Origin of the sequence: Streptomyces sp. NPDC091377 (assembly GCF_044757045.1) — a bacterium.
Classification (GTDB): domain Bacteria; phylum Actinomycetota; class Actinomycetes; order Streptomycetales; family Streptomycetaceae; genus Streptomyces.
Window position 1 is genome coordinate 18,586 of record NZ_JBIVUE010000016.1, and the last position, 19,734, is coordinate 38,319.

General features: G+C 72.7%; 11 protein-coding genes. 5 read left to right on the forward strand and 6 right to left on the reverse strand.

Annotated features, from left to right (window positions below; all coding sequences use genetic code 11):
• On the reverse strand, window positions 1-438 hold the full coding sequence (locus ACIQNG_RS29015; RefSeq protein ID WP_401489108.1) for a roadblock/LC7 domain-containing protein: 438 nt from the start codon (window positions 436-438) through the stop codon (window positions 1-3).
• Window positions 435-3,446, reverse strand: coding sequence for a nitrate- and nitrite sensing domain-containing protein (locus ACIQNG_RS29020; protein WP_401489110.1), 3,012 nt, complete (start codon window positions 3,444-3,446; stop codon window positions 435-437). Before ACIQNG_RS29020 ends, ACIQNG_RS29015 begins: the two co-directional genes overlap by 4 nt.
• 430 nt (window positions 3,447-3,876) lie before the next feature.
• On the opposite strand from ACIQNG_RS29020, the gene ACIQNG_RS29025 reads away from it, so the two are divergent.
• The 5 genes from ACIQNG_RS29025 (at window position 3,877) to ACIQNG_RS29045 (ending at window position 10,776) form a co-directional block, all read left to right on the forward strand.
• Entirely contained in the window at window positions 3,877-4,515 is a 639-nt protein-coding gene (locus ACIQNG_RS29025) for a hypothetical protein (protein WP_401489296.1), read from the forward strand.
• A 61-nt stretch (window positions 4,516-4,576) separates the two neighbouring features.
• Window positions 4,577-5,773 (forward strand): N-methyl-L-tryptophan oxidase, encoded by a 1,197-nt coding sequence (gene solA / locus ACIQNG_RS29030; RefSeq protein WP_401489112.1) that lies wholly within the window; start codon window positions 4,577-4,579, stop codon window positions 5,771-5,773.
• 136 nt (window positions 5,774-5,909) lie between these two features.
• On the forward strand, window positions 5,910-7,376 hold the full coding sequence (locus ACIQNG_RS29035) for an aldehyde dehydrogenase family protein (RefSeq protein ID WP_401489114.1): 1,467 nt from the start codon (window positions 5,910-5,912) through the stop codon (window positions 7,374-7,376).
• A 166-nt stretch (window positions 7,377-7,542) separates the two neighbouring features.
• Entirely contained in the window at window positions 7,543-9,114 is a 1,572-nt protein-coding gene (locus ACIQNG_RS29040) for an APC family permease (RefSeq protein ID WP_401489116.1), read from the forward strand.
• A gap of 18 nt (window positions 9,115-9,132) precedes the next feature.
• Window positions 9,133-10,776, forward strand: a complete 1,644-nt coding sequence (locus ACIQNG_RS29045) for a GMC family oxidoreductase (RefSeq protein ID WP_401489118.1) — start codon at window positions 9,133-9,135, stop codon at window positions 10,774-10,776.
• Window positions 10,777-10,849: 73 nt separating this feature from the next.
• On the opposite strand, the gene ACIQNG_RS29050 is transcribed toward ACIQNG_RS29045, so the two are convergent.
• The 4 genes from ACIQNG_RS29050 to ACIQNG_RS29065 form a co-directional block, all read right to left on the reverse strand.
• Window positions 10,850-15,718: a hypothetical protein gene (locus tag ACIQNG_RS29050; RefSeq protein ID WP_401489120.1), complete on the reverse strand. Its 4,869-nt coding sequence runs from the start codon at window positions 15,716-15,718 to the stop codon at window positions 10,850-10,852.
• 90 nt (window positions 15,719-15,808) lie between these two features.
• Window positions 15,809-16,690 carry a hypothetical protein gene (locus ACIQNG_RS29055; RefSeq protein ID WP_401489122.1) on the reverse strand — a complete coding sequence of 294 codons (882 nt, stop codon included), beginning with the start codon at window positions 16,688-16,690 and terminating at the stop codon, window positions 15,809-15,811.
• A 484-nt stretch (window positions 16,691-17,174) separates the two neighbouring features.
• Entirely contained in the window at window positions 17,175-18,701 is a 1,527-nt protein-coding gene (locus tag ACIQNG_RS29060) for a hypothetical protein (RefSeq protein ID WP_401439628.1), read from the reverse strand.
• A 207-nt stretch (window positions 18,702-18,908) separates the two neighbouring features.
• The gene (locus tag ACIQNG_RS29065; protein WP_401489124.1) at window positions 18,909-19,613 is read right to left on the reverse strand and encodes a GntR family transcriptional regulator; all 705 of its coding nucleotides are present in this window, start codon (window positions 19,611-19,613) and stop codon (window positions 18,909-18,911) included.
• Window positions 19,614-19,734 lie beyond the last annotated feature (121 nt).

Below are 19,734 nucleotides of genomic sequence, written 5' to 3' on the forward strand. Positions count from 1 at the left end.
CTACCCGCCCGAGGGCAGATCGTTGCGCGGAGCGGCGGCAAGATGTACGCCCACCCGCTTGACCAGCAGCGTCATCTCGTAAGCGACCTGTCCGACGTCCGAATCGGCGTCCGAGAGGACGGCCAGGCAACTGCCGTCGCCGGCCGCGGTGACGAACAGGAAGGCGTCGTCCAGTTCGACCACGGTCTGGCGGACGCTTCCGGCCTCGAAGTGGCGGCCGACCCCCTTGGCGAGGCTGTGGAAGCCGGAGGCCACAGCGGCGAGGTGTTCGCCGTCCTCACGGGTCAGGTCCTTGGACACTCCGGTCGCCAGGCCGTCCCCGGAGAGCACGACGGCCTTGCGGATGCTCGCGACGCGGTCGACCAGGTCGTCGAGGAGCCAGTTGAGCTCGCCGTTCCCGCCGGTCGCGGAGTAGGCGGTCCCCTTCGGTGCGGTCATCGACCGTCCCCCTTTGTCGTTCCGTGTGGTGCTGTGCCGCCTTGGGGGTCGTCGCCCTCGGCGTTCTCGTCACGGCCGCGCTGCCAGCCGCGCTGGAGCGAGGCCATACGGCTGCGGACCTCGTCGGCGTCCCGTTCCTCGGGGGCGGACCGTTCCGTAGGTGGTTCGGGGGCGTTCCTGAGCTGCGGTGCCAGGTTGGCCTGGCGGACGCGGCGGGGCAGGGCGCCGAGGTCGGAGCCGGGCCCTTCCTGGTCGCCGGGGCCGCCGGTGGGCGCGGGGAGGTCGGGCCGCCCGGCACCGGCGAGCCCTGCGCCGACGCCCGGCCCTGCGCCGGTGCCGGGTTCCTCGCCCGCTCCGGTACGGCCGCTGCCGCCGGACAGGGGGATGCCGCCCGGATGGTCGGTGGCTCCTCGGGTGCGGCGGGGCAGTACGGGCGGGCCTGAGGGCGGGGTGGGGCCGTGGGTGAAGGCGCGGTCGCCGGGCTCGTCGGTGCCGCCCGCGGGCCCGGCCGGGTCGATCGAGCCGGTGGGGCCGGTCGAACCCGCGGGGCCGATCGAGCCCATGGGGCCCGTCGTGCGGCGCGGGGCTCCCGGGTCGCGGCGGCGGGCCGGCAGCGGTGCGGCCGGGCCCTCGGAGCCGGGCCGGGAGGCCGTCGGAGTGTTGTCGTCGCCGCTCTGGCGGCGGGGGCGCTGGTCGGTCACCGGACGTCCGTGGGAGCTGACGAGCTTGGGCGTGTGGCGGCGGGGCAGCGCCACCGGGGCGTCGGCGGACGGGTCGTCCCCGTCGGTGGGGTCGGTGGAGCCCCGGGGGCCGGGGACCGTGCCGGAGGTGCGGGCGGGGCCCTGCTGGGCGGCGTCGGCGGGGAGGAAGCGGCGGGGGCGGAAGAGTCCGCCGCCTTCGCTGTCGTCGCCGTCGAGCCCACCGGGGAAGTCCTCGATGGCGTCGAGGTCGACGGGGGCCTCCAGTTCGACGGGGCCGTCGAGGAGGGAGGGAGGCAGTCCGGGCAGTTCGACCGGCTTCTGGGTCAGGGCGGGGCGGTGGCTGTCGTCGCGCCGGGCGTCCTTGACGGAGCGGGGCCGGTCGAGACGGAAGCCGATGCCGTTGGTGTCCGGGACCTCGTCCGTGAGGAGGGCGTCGGGGATGAAGACGACGGCGGTGGTTCCGCCGTAAGGGGAGGTCTGGAGGGAGACGCGGACGTTCTGGCGCTGGGCGAGCCGGCTGACGACGAAGAGGCCGAGGCGGTCGGTGTCCGAGAGTTCGAACTCGGGGGTCTCGGCGAGACGGAGGTTGGCGTCCAGGAGCGTCTCGGCGGCCATGCCGAGTCCGCGGTCGTGGATCTCCAGGGTGAAGCCGTTGGCGACCCGTTCGCCGACGACCTGGACGGCGGTGTGCGGCGGGGAGAAGATCGTGGCGTTCTCGAGAAGCTCGGCGACCAGATGGGTGAGGTCGGCGACCGCGGGGCCGGTGACGGCGGTCTTGGGCAGCCTGCGGACCTCGATGCGCTCGTAGTCCTCGACCTCGGCGACGGCTGCGCGGACCACGTCCATGAGCTGGATCGGTTTGCGCCACTGCCGGGAGGGGGCCGCTCCGGAGAGGATGACCAGGCCCTCGGCGTGCCGGCGCATACGGGTGGTGAGGTGGTCGAGGCGGAAGAGGTCGGCGAGTTCCTCGGTGTCCTCGGTGCGGCGCTCCATGGTGTCGAGCAGCGTGAGCTGCTTGTGCAGGAGGACCTGGCTGCGGCGGGCGAGGTTGACGAACACGTCGGAGACCCCGGAGCGGAGTTCGGCCTGTTTGACGGCGGCCTCGACGGCGGCGCGCTGGAGGGTGTTGAGTGCCTGGCCGACCTCGCCGATCTCGTTCTTGTCGTACTCCAGGCGCGGGACCTCGGTCTCCACGTCGACCTGTTCGCCGGTGGACAGCCGGCGCATCACGCTGGGCAGCCGGACGCCGGACGCCTCGTGGGCGTCCAGGCGCAGCTGGCGCAGGTCGCGGATGAGGCTGCGGCCGATACGGACGGACACGAAGAGGGAGAGGAGCAGGGAGGCCAGACCGAGGGCGCCGGCGAAGACGACGCGGACGATGACCTCGGTGGCGATCGGGCGGACGCGGTCCTGGTAGCGGTCGTTGGCCTGGTCGTTGTGGGTGCCGAGCCGGTCGAGGACCTTTCCGGCGGCGTCGTCCCAGTCGCCCGCGCTGACGTGCGGGGCGGCACCGTAGGCGAAGGAGGCGAGGACGGACTCCTCGGCGACGCGCAGGGGGGCGGTGCCCGCGTTCTTCCAGAAGCGCTCGTAGCGTTCGCGTTCGGAGGCGGGCAGGAGCGGGAGGTTGACGTCGTAGGTGAGGTTGCGCTGGGCGACGAGGTCGCTGATGTCGCGGGCCTCGGCGCGGGTGAGGGTGCCGACGACGAGGGCGGAGCCGAGCAGGGCGTCCTCGCGGGCGAGGAGTTCGCGGGCGCGGGAGAGGCCGACGAGGGCGCGGTACTGCTTGTCGAGTTCGACGTCCTCGACCGCGTGGAGGTTGGTGAGGAGGGTGTAGCAGGGGTCGACCAGGCGGTTGTACAGATCGAGGGCCTGGGAGCGGTTGACGGTGTCGTCGTCGACGCTGCGGCGCAGGGAGCCGATGCCGTCGAAGGCGTCGAGCACGGCGGTGAGGCGTTCGCCGGTGTCCGAGCCCATCGCCTCGCGGATGTCGGAGTTCCGGGCGTTCTTGCGCAGTTCGGCGACGGCCTCGTCGGTGGCGGTCCGGGTGCGGCGCAGCGCGGCGAGTCCGTCGGAGTCCCTGGGGTCGGCGAGATGGACGAGGGTCTGGCGGCGCTCCTGCTGGAGGACGCGCACGGTGTCCTCCGTCGGATAGCCGACGTCCTCGACGACGGACGCCGCCGTGAACAGCGCGCTGGCCTCTCGGCCCGTGAGCACCATGTTGAAGGCCCACAGAGCGGTCATGGAGACCAAGGGCACGAGCAGCAGCGCCACGATCTTCCTGCGGATGGACTTCCCGCGAAAGCGCATGGCCTCCCCCAGCGACGATCCCCTACCGGTGGGGGATCACAAGTGCGTCAACAAACGGCGCGAGCCTACTACTGACGCACAGGTAACTCGAAGAGCTGTCCGGAGGCCGAACGTCCTCCGTCGGGACAAGCCAGGACAAGACAGGGTGAGTTGTCCGTTCATTGGGGGAGATTGCCACCACACGGGGTGAGGTGAGCTGGTACTGGAGAGAGGTGAGAGGACATCCGGTGTTGGCTGGAAGTTTTCGGTGTACGGGAATCATCCGGGCGGTTCGTTCGTCCTTCTCTATGGGAATTGGGGGCGGAATCGGCCACACGTGCCGCATCCCGCACCCTGGCGGCGTAAATCAGCGCAAGCCGGGCAGCCACTGTGGGGTCGAATGTTTCGGACCGGGGCGAGCGGTCTGCAGGCGGTGGGGAGTGACACGATGATGGGCACGGTGGAGCGGCACGAGGCACCCGGGAACGGCTCGGCGGCGGGGAGCACGAGGGAGCCGCGCGGCGGGCTGCGGGCCCCGGATCACGACATTCCGGTGGGGGCGAGGACGCACATAGCCTCCCGCGCGCAGGTCGACGTGGGCGGACCGGCGGAGTCGCCCCCGGCACCAGGGCAGGGTGCCGGTCGCGTCGGGCGTTCGGCGGCTGCCGTGCCGCGCGGGGGCGAGGAACCGCAGGCCACGTACCGGCCGTTGTGGGTCGAGGAACCGGCGAGGCGTCGCCGGCTGCCCGACCCGGTGCGCACCTCGGCCGTGCGGGCGGTGCTGATCCTCGCGGTGACACTGATCCAGGCGATGGTGACGGTGCTGGCGACGCTGGCGGAGTCGTGGCTGGCGTTCCCGATGTTCATCAGCACCGTGGTCAGTACGGTCGTGGCGACCTGGAGCGTGCTGGACGTGTGGGTGACCCGGCAGGTCTGGCATCAGCGCAACGGTGTGGTGTCCGCGCCCAGCAGCACCGCGCGGGCCCTGCGTCGCGAGCGCCGCCGCGCCCGTCGTCAGGCTCGGTCGGCCGCGCGATCACAGGGGCGGATAAGCGGGCCCGGGAGCGCCGGGCGGCTGTCACACTCGTGAGATCCCGGCCCTGACCTCGGTCTTGGCGCCGGTCCTGTCCGTTGTCCGACTGGAGCACCGCGTGTCCCCCCTCCATGACGCAGATGACACCTATGACGTGATCGTCCTCGGTCTCGGCGGAATGGGCAGTGCCGCGGCGCACCATCTGTCCGCGCGGGGCGTCCGGGTGCTCGGCCTGGAGAGATTCGGGCCGGTCCACGACCGCGGCTCCAGTCACGGCGGTTCGCGGATCACCCGGCAGTCGTACTTCGAGGACCCGGCGTATGTGCCCCTGCTGCTACGGGCCTACGAGTTGTACGAGGAGTTGGCGCGGGCGAGCGGCCGGGAGATCGCGGTGCTGAGCGGGGGCGTGATGCTGGGGCGCCCGGAGTGCCGCACCGTCGCCGGGTCGCTGCGGTCGGCGCGGCAGTGGGATCTGCCCCACGAGATGCTGGACGCGAAGGAGATCCGGCGCCGGTTCCCCACCCTCGCGCCGAGGGACGACGAGGTCGCGCTGTACGAGCGCCGGGCCGGGTTGCTCCGCCCGGAGAACACCGTCGCCGCGCATCTTCAGCTCGCTGCCCGGCAGGGCGCCGACCTGCGCTTCGAGGAACCGGCGACGCGCTGGGAGCCGTACCGCGACGGGGTTCGGGTGCACACGGGCAAGGGCACCTACACGGCGGGGCGGCTGGTGATCTGCCCGGGGGCGTGGGCGCCGGCGCTGCTCGCGGATCTCGGGGTGTCGATCACCGTCGAGCGTCAGGTCATGTACTGGTTCCAGCCGAAGCACGGCGTCGAGCCGTTCCGCGCCGAGCGCCATCCCGTCTACATCTGGGAGGAACCGGCGGGGGTCCAGGTCTACGGCTTCCCGGCGATCGACGGGCCCGAGCAAGGCGCCAAGGTGGCCTTCTTCAAGAAAGGTGAGGTCACGACCCCGGAGACCATCGACCGGTCGGTCCACACGGAGGAGATCAGGGCCATGGCCGACCATATGGCCCGCCGTATCCCTGATCTGCCGGGTGTGTTCCTCAAGGCCGCGACCTGTATGTACTCCACGACTCCCGACGAGCACTTCGTGATCGCCCGGCATCCGGCCCACCCGGGGTCGGTCACCGTGGCGTGCGGGTTCTCGGGGCACGGCTTCAAGTTCGTGCCGGTGGTCGGTGAGATTCTCGCCGATCTGGCGCTCGACGGGGCCACGGGTCATCCCATCGGCCTGTTCGATCCGGCCAGGTTCGCCACGGACACCGGTACCGGTACCGGCACCGTCGCTGGCTGAGGGCCGGTCGCGGTCTGCTGTCCTCCGGCAGATCATTTTCCGTCCGGCCTGTTCAGGAACGTCGAAACGGGGAAGCTGCGCATCAGTCGTACGCAATCGCTCCCCTAGCACGGACCAGCACAGCCAGGAGGCCGCCATGCCCGATCTGTTCATCGACGGCGACTGGCGGTCCGCGCTCGACGGGCGGACGCGTGAGATCCGCTGCCCCGCCGACGGCACACTCGTGGCGGCCGTGGACGAAGCGGACGGGAAGGACACGGTCGAGGCGATCGCCGCCGCCCGGCGGGCCTTCGACAGCGGGCCCTGGCCCAGGACGCCCGCCCCGGAGCGCGGTGACCTGCTCGCGCGGGTGGGCGGGCTGCTGGACCGCGACAAGGAGCAGCTCGCCAGGGCCGAGTCCCTCGACACCGGAAAGCGCCTGGTGGAGAGCGCGTACGACATCGAGGACGTGGCGAACTGCTTCCGGTACTTCGGGCGGCTGGCCGGCTCCGGGGCGGGGCGGGTCGTGGACACCGGGCGGCCGGAGGTGGACAGCCGGGTGGTGTACGAGCCGGTCGGTGTCTGCGGGTTGATCACGCCGTGGAACTACCCGTTGTTGCAGACGGCGTGGAAGGTCGCCCCGGCGCTCGCGGCCGGGAACACCTTCGTGCTGAAGCCGAGCGAGCTGACCCCGCACACGGCGATCCATCTGATGCGGCTGCTCCAGGAGGCGGGGCTGCCGTCCGGTGCGGGAAATCTGGTGCTCGGCGCCGGTCCGCAGGCGGGTGCCCCGCTCGCCGAACACCCGGATGTCGATCTGCTCTCCTTCACCGGTGGGCTGGGCACCGGCCGCCTGCTGATGGCTGCCGCGGCCGGCACGGTGAAGAAGGTCGCGCTCGAACTCGGCGGCAAGAACCCCAACATCGTCTTCGCCGACGCCGACTTCGAGGCGGCGGTGGACATGGCGCTGACGGCCGTGTTCCTGCACTCCGGGCAGGTCTGTTCGGCGGGCGCGCGGCTGCTGGTGGAAAGCTCGCTGCACGAGCGGTTCGTGGACGAGGTGGTGCGGCGGGCGGGCAGGATCCGGCTGGGCGGGCCCTTCGACGAGCGGGCGCGGACCGGGCCGCTGATCTCGGCCGCGCACCGGGCGAAGGTGGAGGCGTATGTGGCGCGGGGTGTGGAGGAGGGCGCCGTGCTGCGCTGCGGCGGCGCCCGCCCCGCCGATCCGGCGCTCGACGAGGGCTTCTACTACCTGCCGACCGTGCTGGACAAATGCTCGGTGGGGATGTCGGTGGTGCAGGAGGAGTCCTTCGGGCCGGTGCTGACGGTCGAGCGCTTCACGGGCGAGGACGAGGCGGTACGGCTGGCCAACAGCACGGTGTACGGGCTCGCCGGGGCCGTCTGGACGCGTGACGAGGGGCGCGCGGCCCGGGTCGCGGCGGCGCTGCGGCTGGGCACGGTCTGGATCAACGACTACCACCCGTACGTACCGCAGGCGGAGTGGGGCGGGTTCAAGCAGTCCGGGGTGGGGCGCGAGCTGGGTCCCGCCGGGCTCGCCGAGTACCAAGAGGCGAAGCACATCTGGCGCAACACGGCCCCGGCGCCGCAGGGTTGGTTCTCCTGACGCCCCACAGGTCCTCTTACGCCCACAGGTTGTCTTACGCCCAGAGGTCCTGACGCCCTGAGGCCCTCTTACGCGCTGATGTCCCCTTACGTCCTGAGGTCCTGAGGCCCCGAGGCTCGGGCGCCCCCTCCCCCCTCCCCTCCCTCCTCGCCCCAAGGAGTCCGCCATGTCCACCACTACCCGGCCGTCGGATCCCTCACCCGGCCATGACGACGACTCGGAACTCGCGGAGTTCGGCTACAAGCCCGAACTGAAGCGCACCCTCGGCAACTTCCACACCTTCGCCGCCGGGATCAGCTACATATCGATCCTGACCGGCACGTTCCAGCTGTTCTACTTCGGTTACGGCAGCGGCGGCCCGGCCTACTGGTGGTCGTGGCCGATGGTGTTCGCCGGGCAGTTCATGGTCGCCCTGTGCTTCGCCGAACTCGCGGCCCGGCATCCCATCGCCGGGTCGGTCTACAACTGGTCCAAGAAGGTGGGCAACCAGCATCTGGGCTGGCTGGCGGGCTGGCTGATGCTGGTCGCGTCCATCGTCTCCATCGCGGCCGTGGCACTCGCCTACCAGTTGACGCTGCCGCAGATCTCGGACGTGTTCCAGTTCGTCGGGGACGGCACCGGCACCTACGACGTGGCGACCAACGCGGTGATCCTCGCGGCGGTGCTGATCCTGTTCACCACCCTGGTCAACGCCTTCGGGGTCAAGCTGATGGCGCGCATCAACACGGCGGGCGTGATCATCGAGCTGATCGCCACCGTCGTACTGATCGTGCTGCTCGCGGTGCACATCACGCGCGGGCCGCAGGTCGTGATGGAGACGCAGGGCACCGGCGCCGGTCAGACCGGCGGCTATCTCGGCGCGTTCCTGGTGGCCTCGCTGGCATCGGCGTACGTGATGTACGGCTTCGACACGGCCTCGTCGCTCGGCGAGGAGTGCCTGGACCCCTCCCGCAACGCGCCGCGGGCCATCATCCGGGCGATCGTGGCCTCGTTCCTGCTCGGCGGGCTGGTGCTGCTGCTCGCGCTGATGAGTGTGTCGTCGCTGAACGGGGAGGAACTGTCCACGGCGGGCCTCCAGTACATCGTGCTGGACGTGCTCGGGTCGACGGCCGGCAAGGCGATGCTGTGGTGTGTGCTGATCGCGGTCACGGTGTGCGCGCTGGCCGTGCACACGGCGGCGATCCGGCTGGCCTTCGCCATGGCCCGGGACAACAACCTGCCCGCGTCCAAGCTGCTGGCCCGGGTCAGCCCGCGCTTCCACACACCGGTGCTGCCCGCCGTGGTGATCGGGGTGCTGGCGCTGGCGATCCTGGTGGTCAACATCCGTCAGCCGCAGATCATCACCGTGGTCACCAGCATCGGCATCATCATGATCTACCTCGCCTATCTGGGGGTGACGGTGCCGATGCTCGTCGCCCGGCTGCGCGGCCGGTGGCAGCCCGCCGACGGGGGCCGCTTCTCCCTGGGCCGCTGGGGACTGCCGGTCAACGCGCTGGCCGTGGTGTGGGGGCTGGCCATGACGGTCAACCTGATGTGGCCGCGCGCCTCGGTGTACAACGCGACCGCGCCCTTCCACTGGTATCTGCGCTGGGGCGCCGTGCTGTTCGTCGCGATCATCGCGGGCGGCGGCTTCGCCTACTACTGGTTCGTGCAGCGGCACCGCACCGGCGTGCTCGCCGAACACCGCCTGGAGACCACCGCCCCCGATCCGACCCGCGCCACCCCGGCCGCCGACTGAAAAGAGGTCACCCCTTTCATGAGCAGCGACGCTTCCCGTGCCGTACCCGCCCGTGCCGTACCCGCCCGTGCCGACCGGCCCCGCGAGTCGTCCGACGGCGCGTTCGACCATGGATTCGCTGACGAGTTCGACTATGTCGTGGTCGGCGGCGGCACCGCGGGCAACGTGGTGGCGGCCCGGCTCTCCGAGGACCCGTCCGTGACGGTGTGCCTGCTGGAGGCCGGTCCGAGCGACGTCGGCGACGACGCCGTACTCCAACTCGACCGCTGGATGGGCCTGCTGGAGTCGGGGTACGACTGGGACTATCCGGTCGAGCCCCAGAGCGACGGGAACAGCTTTCTGCGGCACGCGCGCGCGAAGGTGCTCGGCGGCTGTTCCTCGCACAACTCCTGTATCGCCTTCTGGGCCCCCGCCGAGGACCTGGACGACTGGGCGGCGGCCGGCTGCACGGGCTGGAGCGCGGCCGACGTCTTCCCGCTCTACCGGCGGCTGGAGTGCAACGACGCACCCGGGGAGCATCACGGCCGCACCGGCCCGGTGAAGCTGCGCACCCTCAAGGGCGAGGATCCCTGCGGCTCCGCGCTGCTGAAGGCGTGCGCGCAGGCGGGCATACCGACGGCCGGTTTCAACACCGGCACGACGGTGGTCCGGGGGGCGAACTGGTTCCAGATCAACTCCGACGAGAACAATGTCCGCCAATCGTCCTCGGTGGCGTATCTGCACCCGGTGCTGGGCAAGCGGCCCAATCTGGTGCTGCGCACGGGCGTACGGGCCAAGCGGCTGGTGCTGGAGGGCCGTCGGTGCGTGGGCGCCGAGTATCTCGACCCCGATCTGATCCACACCCGGTCGGTACGGGCCCGCCGCGAGGTCATCGTCTCGTGCGGGTCGATCGACTCGCCGAAGCTGCTGATGCTGTCCGGCATCGGACCGGCCGGGCATCTGCGGGAGGTCGGCGTCGAGGTCGCCGTGGACGCGCCCGGTGTCGGCGCCAACCTCCAGGACCATCCCGAGGGCGTCATCATGTGGGAGGCCAGGCAGCCGATGCCCACCACGTCCAGCCAGTGGTGGGAGGCGGGCATCTTCTACGACACCGAGCCCGGGCTGGACCGGCCGGACCTGATGTTCCACTACGGCAGCGTGCCGTTCGACCTGAACACCGCGCGCTGGGGCTACCCCACCTCGGAGAACGCGTTCTGTCTGACGCCGAACGTCACCCGTGCCAGGTCTCGGGGGACGGTACGGCTGCGGACGCGCGACTACCGGGACAAGCCCAGGGTCGACCCGCGGTACTTCACGCACGAGCACGACGTCCGGGTGATGACGTACGGGCTGCGGCTGGCCCGCCGGATCGCCGAGCAGCCGGCGCTGGGCGGCTGGGCGGGCGCCGAGCTGGCGCCCGGTCCTGACGTCCGGACCGACGACGAACTGCTCGACTACATCCGCAAGACCCACAACACCGTCTACCACCCGTCCTGCACGGTGAAGATGGGCGCCGACGACGACCCGATGGCCCCGCTGGACGCCCGGCTGCGGGTCAAGGGCGTCACGGGGCTGCGGGTGGCGGACGGGTCGGTGATGCCGGATCTGGTGACGGTCAATCCGTGCATCACGACGATGGCGATCGGCGAGAAGTGCGCCGATCTGCTGAAGGAGGACGCCTGACGGAGGACGCCTGACGGAGGTCAGGGGCTTGGCGGAGGTCCGGAACCCGAGCCGGCCAGGAGCTTGATGGAGGTCAGGAGCCTGATGGGGCCGGGCGTTTGAACATGCGGGTCGCCGTGATCTCGCTGTGCCCGACCTCCCCCGCCTGCGGCGGCTGCGGCAGCCCGGGCCGGAGGTGCTCCTCAACGCTGATGTACTTCAGGCCCGCTCTGAGGTCGGCGTCGTTGCGCAACCGGATGACCAGCGGGAACTCGGCCAGCGCGGTCGTGTCGAACAGACCGGTGGTGTAGAGGAGCTGCACGCCGAGGGCGTCCGACACGGCCCGCTGGAGCTCCAGCAGATAGGTGGCGTTGGCCCGGCCGATGGGGTTGTCCAGGAACAGCGTCCCGGCGTGCCGGTGCTTGTCGCGGCCCCGGTCGTTGCTGCGCAGCGCGGCCATCGTGCAGTACAGGGCGATGGCCGCGGTCAGCAGCTGACCGCCCGAGAACACATCGCCCATCTGTCCGACCGGCACGCGCTCGGCGCGCAGCACGGCGTCCGGCTTGAGGATCTCCACGGCGACGCCCTTGGGCTGGAGCGCGGCGGCGACGCCCCGCAGCAGCAGGGACATTCCGTCGCGCCGCAGGTCGGAGTTCTTCTTCACGGCGGCGCGGGTCGCCTCGTCGATGACCTCGCCGAGGCGTTCGGTGAGGGTGGCCTGGTCGGGCTCCTCGAAGCGGATCCGCAGGAACTCCTGCCCGGACCACTCCCCCAGCCCCTCCGGCAGCCGGGACAGCCGCTGGGCCGAGCGCAGGGTGGCCAGCGCCGACTCGACCAGCCCGCGCAGCCGGTCCACGATCGAGTCGCGGTTGCGTTCCAGCTGCTCCAGTTCGTCGGTGAGCACCCGCAGCCGGGGCGCGAACGCGTCCGCCCACTTCTGCGCGTGCTCCGGCAGCGCGGCGGCGGGCAGCTCGCGGATCTGCTGCCGGGCGGGGGTGCGTACCTGCTCGTAGCGCGTGGAGTTGGCGTGCCGTACGAGGATGTCGCTCGCCTCGCGTACGGCGGTGTCGGCGGCCGAGAGATCGGTGGCGCAGCCGCGGAGGGAGCGGCGGGACTCGGCGGCGGAGTGCCGGGCCTCCTCCAGGGTGCCGGGGTAGGGCTCGGTCTCGTCCTGCTCCTCGTCGCCGGAGTGCTCGCGCAGCAGGTCGCGCAGGAGCGCGGCGGTCTCGTCGAAGCCTCCCGCGCCGTCCTCGGCGGCCCGGTGGGCGTCCCGCAGCGTGGCGTGCGCCTCGCGGGACTCGGCGAGCGCCTCGCTGTGGGCGGTGAGTTCGGCGGTGGCGGTGCGCAGCAGGGCCTGGGCGTGTTCGGCGTCGCGGGGGATCAGTTCCGCGGGCAGTTCGGTGTGGGCGTCGCCGTCCTCGGGCGCGTGCTGTTCGGCCTCGCCGCGGAGCCGCCCGAGCTGTTCGCTCGCGCTGGACATCCGGGTCTCCAGGAGCTGCACCAGTTCGTCGGCGCGGGCGGCGGCGGCCTGCCGGGACGGCCCGTCGGAGCCGCCGGGGGACGCCAGCAGCTGTTCCGCGCGGGTGCGGACCTTGTTGCTGAGCCGGTCCAGCTCGGTGCGCGCCGCGCTCTCGTCGCTCTCGGCGCGTGCCTGCTCGGCCCGCAGATCGGCGCCGACGCCGACCTTCTCGTAGACCTGTGACGCGGCCCGGTACGCCTCGCGCAGCGCGGGCAGCGCGGCCTTCGGTGTGTCCGCCTCGTCCTCCGGTACGTCGTCGGGGGCGCCCGCGATCTCGGCGCGTTCGGCGCGCAGGGTGCGGGCGGTGCGGCGGGTGTCGTCGGCGGTGCGCTGGATGGCGCGGCGGTCCTCGTCGGCGGCACGCGCGCGTTCCAGACAGCTCCGGGCGCGGGCCTCGGACTCGGTGGCCTCGTCGGCGAGTTCGCGCAGCTTGACCTGCCAGCCGGCGCGTTCCCGCAGCCGGAAGGCGAGTCCGGCGAGGGCGTCGGCGGCGCGGCGGGCCTTCTGGGCGGTCTCCTGGCGTTCGTCACGGACCTGGGTGGCCTCGGCGGCGGCCTCCTCGGCCTCGGCCCGCGCGGTGCGGGCCTCGGCCAGTTCCGCCTCGGCCTCCTCGGCGAACGCGCGTGCCTCCACGGCGGCCCCGGCCAGCTCCGTCAGCCGTCCGGCCGGGCAGCCGGTGCGCCAGGAGGCCAGGCGCGCGGCGAGTTCGCGGTCCTTGCCGAGCCGGGCGGCGAGCGCGCGGATCTCCTCGTCCCGGGCGATGGCCCGCGCGCGGAGCGTCTGCCGCTCCTCGTCGGCGGCGTGCTCGTCGTGCATGGCGGGGTTCGGCGGCACCAGGAAGACGGCGGAGGAGACGCCTCCGTCGCCTTCGAGGTCGGGCGGTGTCGGGGCGAGCAGGGCGGCGGCCGTGCCGACGGCGACGGCGGAGCGGGGCAGCAGCGCGGCCTCGGCGAGCGTCTCGCGTGCGCGGGCGTGGGAGTCCGGGTCGGTGATGATGACGCCGTCGACCAGTTCGGGCCGGGCGGCGAGGACGCGTGCGTGGTCGGCGGGGTCGACGGCCTGTGCGAGGTAGCGCCAGCCGGGGAGGGCGGGGATGCCGTGTTCGCCGAGGTACTCGACCGTCGCGAGGACGTCGGGGCCCGGCGGCAGCAGTCCGCCGTCGCCGAGCGCGCCGAGGATCCGGGAGTCGTCGGCGGCGGCGGTGCGCAGTTCGAAGAGGTGCCGTTCGGCGGACGACACGGTGCCGTCCAGCAGGGTCCGCAACTCGTCGGCGAACCGGTCGAGTTCCTCGGGGGTGAGGAGGCCGTCGTCCAGGGGCCGCAGCGGGGCGGAATCGGCGGCTGTGCCCGGCCGGGGGGTTCCGGAGGCGGGGTCGCCGTCAGCGGTGCCGTCTGTGCGGGTGTCCGCGCGGGTACGGGGGTCGGTGCCGGTACGGGGGTCCGTGCCGGTAGGGCCGGTGACCTCGCCGTCGGGGGAATCGGACTCGGCACCGGGGGCGCCCGAGCGGCGTTGAGCGCTCCCCGTGTCCCCGTCCGCGCCGGCCCGGGGGCCGGGCAGCACGGCGGCCCCCGAGCCCACTGCACCTGCGGCTGCTCCGGCTCCGGGCAGCCCCAGGACCTCCGCGAGCCGCTCCTCCGCCGCGAGCCCCTCGGCGAGGCGGCGCTCGGCCTCGTAGGAGCGCTCGGCGGCGGTCGCGGCGTCGGAGGCGCGGGCGGCCGTGAGTTCGGCGCGGGACTCGGTGGACGTCGCCTCACGGGCGTGTTCGCTCGCCCGGTGGGACGCCTCGCGGGCGATGTCCCAGGCGGCGACGGCCGACTTCTCGGCGTCGCTGGCGGCGAGCGCCGCGCGGGCCGGGTCGGCGTCGGGCGCGCTGTCGTCCAGCCAGCCGGCGCGGACGGCCTCCGCGGTCTCCTGCTCGACCTCGGTGAGCCGTTGCCGCAGATGCCCGATCTCGCTGCGGGCGCGCTGCGCGTCCGTCGCCGCGGCGGTGGCGTCGCGGTGGGCGATCTCGCCGGCCTCCTGGAGTGCGGCGGACCGCTCCTCCTCCTCGTTGGCCAGCGCCTCGGCGCGCTCCGCCGCCGCGTGCAGGGCCCGTACGAGGTCCACGGCGGCCTGGGTGCGGGCGGCGAGGGCCGGGGCCGCGTCGCGTTCGGCCTCCTGGATGGCGGCGGCCACGCGGGTCACGCGGTCGGTGGCGGCGCGGTGGCGGAGCACGGCCTCGGCGGCCTGCCAGGCGGAGTGCAGGGTGCGCGCGTCGGCCAGTTCGCGCTTCTGGGCGGCGGCTGCCTTCTCGGCGGCGCCGAGCGCCAGGGAAGCGTGCCGGTAGGCGAGTTCGGCGGTGATCAGCGCGCTGCGCTCGCGGGCGCTCTCGGCCTGGGTGACGGCGGACGCGGCGGCGGTCACGCGCTGGGCGAGGTCGGCGGCGCGTACGCGTTCCTGTCCGCCGCGCGCGGAGAGCCGCCGGGCGAGGGTGCGGGTGCGGCGCTCGGCGGCGGTGTGGATGTCCCGCGCGCGGGAGCGGGCCTGCGCGGCCTCCACGATCCGGCCGAGCAGATCGACCGACCCGGCGGTGAAGTCCCGTTCGGCGATCAGTTCGGCGCGGCGGCCCAGCTTGTTCCCGAAACCGCTGACGAGGTCGGCGAGGCCGTCGGTGTCGCGGGTGTCGGTGACGGCCCGCAGCAGCAGGTCGGTGAAGTCGGAGTCCTTCTTCACCGCGAAGAGGCCGGCGGCCTCGCCCTCGTCGGCGTTCATCTCCCGCTGGTAGCGGAAGAGTTCGGGGTCGAGGCCGAGATCGCCGAGGTGTTCGGTCCAGCGCTCGTGGATGTCCTCCCAGTGCACCTCCAGGTGCGGGTACGCCTTGCCCGCCTCGGTCAGCGCGTCCCGGAAGCCCTTCATGGTGCGGCGGCGGCCCTGTGCCCCGGAGGCGCCCTCGACGGGCGGGCGTACGGCGGTGGCCTCGGCGACCGGCAGGTTGTCCAGGGTGAGTCCGGGGCCGGGCCGGAAGGAGTACCAGCCCTCGGCGAATTTGCGCGGGTCGTTGGAGACCTGTCGACCACGCCACTCGCTGGCCTTGCCGACGACCACGCACTCGCCGGTCAGCACGTGCTGCCACTCCAGGGCGACATGCCCGCAGTCGTCGGCCAGCAGGAACTTGCGCAGCACGCCGGAGCTGGCGCCGCCGAGGGTGTTGCGGTGGCCCGGCAGCATCACGGAGAAGATCAGCTTCAGGAGGACGGACTTGCCGCCGCCGTTCTCCAGGAAGAGCACGCCCGCGGGCGCGGGGCGGCGCGGCGGGCCGACGGGCTCCTCCTCGAAGAACTCCGCCTGGGTGGGCGCGGGGTCGGGCACGACGTGGCCCACTCCGCGCAGGTCCAGCACGGTGTCGGCGTAGCGCGCACCGGCCGGCCCGATGGAGTAGAGGCGGACCCGGGACAGCTCGTACATGGCGACTCTCGTCAGTCTTCGTCGGCCACGGGAGCCGGCGGGTGGATCAGTGGATCAGGGATCAGGGGTGGCAAGGGTCGGGAAGCGGGGTCAGGCGTGGAACGGGAGGCCGGCGTCGGCCACCAGCTCCAGGCCATCGCCGTCCTGCGGGGGCAGCAGGCTCGCTGTCCCGTCGGTCACCGGGACCAGACCCAGGTCGAGCAGCTCGGCCATGGCGGCGGTACCGGCGAGGTCGCGGACCTGCAACTGATAGCGGGCCGTGGTGCGGTACGTGCCGCCGTGGTCGTCGCCGGTGCGCTGGAGGAAGCCGGAGTCGGTGAGGAAGGCGGCGGCCTTGCCGACGATGCCGGTGGTCGAGCCGGCCAGCCGGCGGGCGTCCTTGGTGGCCCCGGTCGCGCTGCGTCTCGCCCAGATCCGCCAGGCGGCCTCCAGGCCGGGCGCGTCCGTGGCCGGGTCGGTGTTCTCGCCCTGTTCCTCGGCCCGCTCCTCCAGTCTGCGGCACGCCTGCCGGACGAAAGTGTCCACGCCGTTGACGGACACCCGGCCGATGTAGCCGTCGTCGGCGAGGTCCTCGGGGCGCGGGAACGCCAGGGCGGCGACGGCGAGATGGGCGAGGCCGTGCAGGAAGCGGTCGCTGCCGTCGGCGGACGTACGGCGGGCGTAATCGCCCATGCGCACCGCGAACACCGAGTCCTCGGCGGCCGTCACCGCCATTCCCGCGCGCGGGGACACCTCCAGGACGACCAGACCGAGTCCGGCGGCGACGGCGTCGGCGAGGCGGGCGAAGGGCGGGTCCTCGCGGTAGCGCCGCAGCAGCTCGGTGTACTCCTGGTCGCGGGCGGGCTGCACCTTGGGCTGGAGCCCGAACGCGACGAGCCGTGCCGCGTCGGCGGCGTCGGCGGGCGTGACGGGGGCGGGGGTCGCCCCGCCGGCGCCGGCCTCCGGCTCGCTCCGATCGACGTACTCACTCACGGTCGGACTCCTCGGGGTTCTGATGGACGAAGCGGGGTGGCGCCGCGTGCGGGGCGGGGACCCTTGGTCTGTGCGGGTGGGGTGAGTGGGGCGGGTGGGGTGTGCGGGGCGGGTGGGGTGTGCGGGGTGAGTGGGCGTCGGACGGCCGCGGGGTCCCGGCGTGGGGCGGCTGCGGGGTCCAGGCTTGGGGCTGGTGCGAGGTCCCGGCGTGGGGCGGCTGCGGGGTCCAGGCTTGGGGCTGGTGCGAGGTCCCGGTGTGCGGCGGTTGCGGGGTTCAGGCTTGGGGCTGGTGCGGGGTCCCGGCGTGGGGCGGTTTGCGGTGTGCGGGCACCGCATGGCCGGGGCGTCCGGGCGCGGGGCGGTTGCGGCGTGCAAGCTCCGAGCCGCTGCGGCGTCCGGCGTGGAGGGGCTGCGGCATGGGGGCGCGAACCCTGCCGCGCGCGCCGGCTCTGGCGTGCCCCTCGCGCCTCCCTCGGCTGAACGCTCACGCGGCCTCCGTCCGGTCGGCCGCCATTCCGGCCGCGTCCAGCAGCGCCGTGCCCACGATGAGGTCGGCGCCGCCGAACTCCTCGTCGTCCAGCTCAGTGCCGTCGTCCACGGCGAACAGCAGCTTCTCCTCGCCCTGCCGATAGGCCGTGCCGACGGCCGGGCTGGCCGCGTGGACCGCCATGAGGGCGACCAGGTAGGGCAGGTCGGGGTCGCGGCGCCGGGCTTCGGCGAGCAGTCCGGAGAGCCGGCGCGGGGCGTCGGCGGGAAGGTCCAGCAGTGCGGTGGCCGCCGCGAGCTGCTCCTCGCTGAACCGGCTGTCGTCCGGGGTGGCGATGAGGTCGGGCTCGGGCATCTCGGCGCCCAGGTGTTCCCGCTCAGCAGGCGGAGTCAGCAGCAGGTCCACGAGGTCGCCGACCCGCACGGAGACGGGGGTGCGCAGCCCGGTCCCGCGCCGGAAGAAGGCGTCGGTGACCCGCACCGCGCTCTCCAGCGGCAAGGGCAGCACGGGGGCGACCAGTTGGCCGTAGAGGTCTATCCCGGCGGTCGGGGCCGGGGCGGCGAACGCCTGGCGGTCCTGCTCGGCGCGGAACAGCGGGCCGGCCTCCAGCAGTCGGGACTGGAGCTGGGTGTGGCGGCGGATGCAGTCCTTGACGATGTCGACCAGCTCGGCCGCGCGGCGCTTCTGCTCGGGGTCCTCGGACTCGTCGCGCGCGCGGCGGATGTTGGTGAGGATCGCGTTCTCGTGGCGGTAGCGGTCCGCCACATGGTCGAGGGCCTCGGCGATCATGTCGGGCACGGCCGTGAGCCAGTCCACCGCGCGGACGTTGCGCCGGGTGGCCTCCAGCGCCCGGCGCAGCGACTCGGAGTACTGCACCGTGCGGTAGCGGGCCTGCTCGGCGGCGAGCTGGGCGTCGGCGAGCCGGCCCCGGTTGATCAGCACCTCCAGCTTGACCTCGGCGGCGATCTGGGCGCTGGTGACATCCGTGTCGAGGGCGCCGACCAGGACGTTGACCGCCTCGTCGGTCGTACGGAGATAGACGCTGCCGCCGGGGCCGGGCACCTCCTCGATCAGCTTGAAGTCGTAATCCCGGCGGACATATGTGCCGTCCGGGGCGAAAGTGCCGTACACCGCACGGAATCCGCGGTCCACGCTGCCGACGTTGATCAGGTTCTCCAGCACCCAGCGGGCCACCCGCTCGTGCTCGGCGACCGGGCGCCGCGGGGCCTGGGCGGCGATCCGGGGGATCAGCCGGGCCACCACCTGCTCGTGGTCCGCGCCCGTGTCGAAGTCCATGTTGAGGGTGATGAGGTCGATGGCGGCGAGGGCCACCTCCGCCATGCCGTACACCGAGTACTCACCCGCGAGGTTGGCCTTGCGCGCGTCCAGGTCGTGCAGCGGCGCGGTGCAGGCGAGCGCACGGAGCCGACGCGCCAGCCCTTCGTCGGCGGCCGGGCCGACGGCGGGCCTCGGGCCCACGCTGAGCTGGGGCGGAACGCTGTCCGTCGTTGCGGGTGTAGTCACGCTGCACAGATTAGGCGCTGGGTCTGACAACGACCGAAACGGGCGCGCTCCGCCGGGTTGGCCGGGTGGTGTGGTGGGGGGGCTCGCCTTGTGGGGTCTGCGCGGGGCGTGGGCGCACCTCGCGCAGTTCCCCGCGCCCCCAAGAAGCTGCGTCGCAACCTGGGGCGATTCGATTCCGGATATATCCCCCTCGAAGGGATGGGTGCTTCAAGGAGTGCCCGTCGCGCCCGTCACCCTTCTGCGGTAGACCTCCACCACCCGCTCCAGGGAGTCCTCCAGGTACACCGCGAGCAGGCGCTCCGCAGAGCCCTTGTCGCCCGCCCCCAGTACCTCCAGGATCTGCTGGTTCCTGGCCAGGTACGGCTCGTGGAGGGCGCGCGGGTCGTCCACCACGTGGAAGGCCAGCCGGAGTTCGGCGAAGACACTGCGCATCAGTTCGTCGGTGCGTTCGCTGGCGGCGAGGGCGACCAGTTCGCGGTGGAAGTGGATATTGGCAGTACCCAGCACTTTCCAGTCACCTTCGTGTGCCGCCCGCTGCCCTTCGGCGACCGCCTCAGCGAGGCCCTCCACGGCGTACGGCGGTTCGCCGAGGCCGCGGACGACGGCGCACTCGACGAGCCGGCGGGTGCGGTAGATGTCCTCGACGTCCTCGACGGTCAGGACCCGGACGAAGACGCCCCGGTTCAGTTCGTGGACCAGCAGTCGTTCATGGGTCAGCAGGCGGAACGCCTCACGCAGGGTGTTGCGGGAGACCCCGAGCGCCCCGCCGATGCTGTCCTCGGAGAGCCGGGTCCCGGGTGGGAAGAAGCCTTCGGCGATACGGCTTCTGAGGATGTCCGCGACCCGTTCCGCGGTGCTGGTGCGCCCGAGGAGCGCGCGGTCGTCGGCCAGTCCCGTCAGCTGCTCTGCCATGCCCGGAATTCAATCGCAGACACCAGAACGAAACAACATGGGTATTGAAGGATCGTTGAACGATCCTCTACGTTGCCGGAAGCACCCCCCTCGACGTCCCACGTCCTCCCCCCTCGACGTC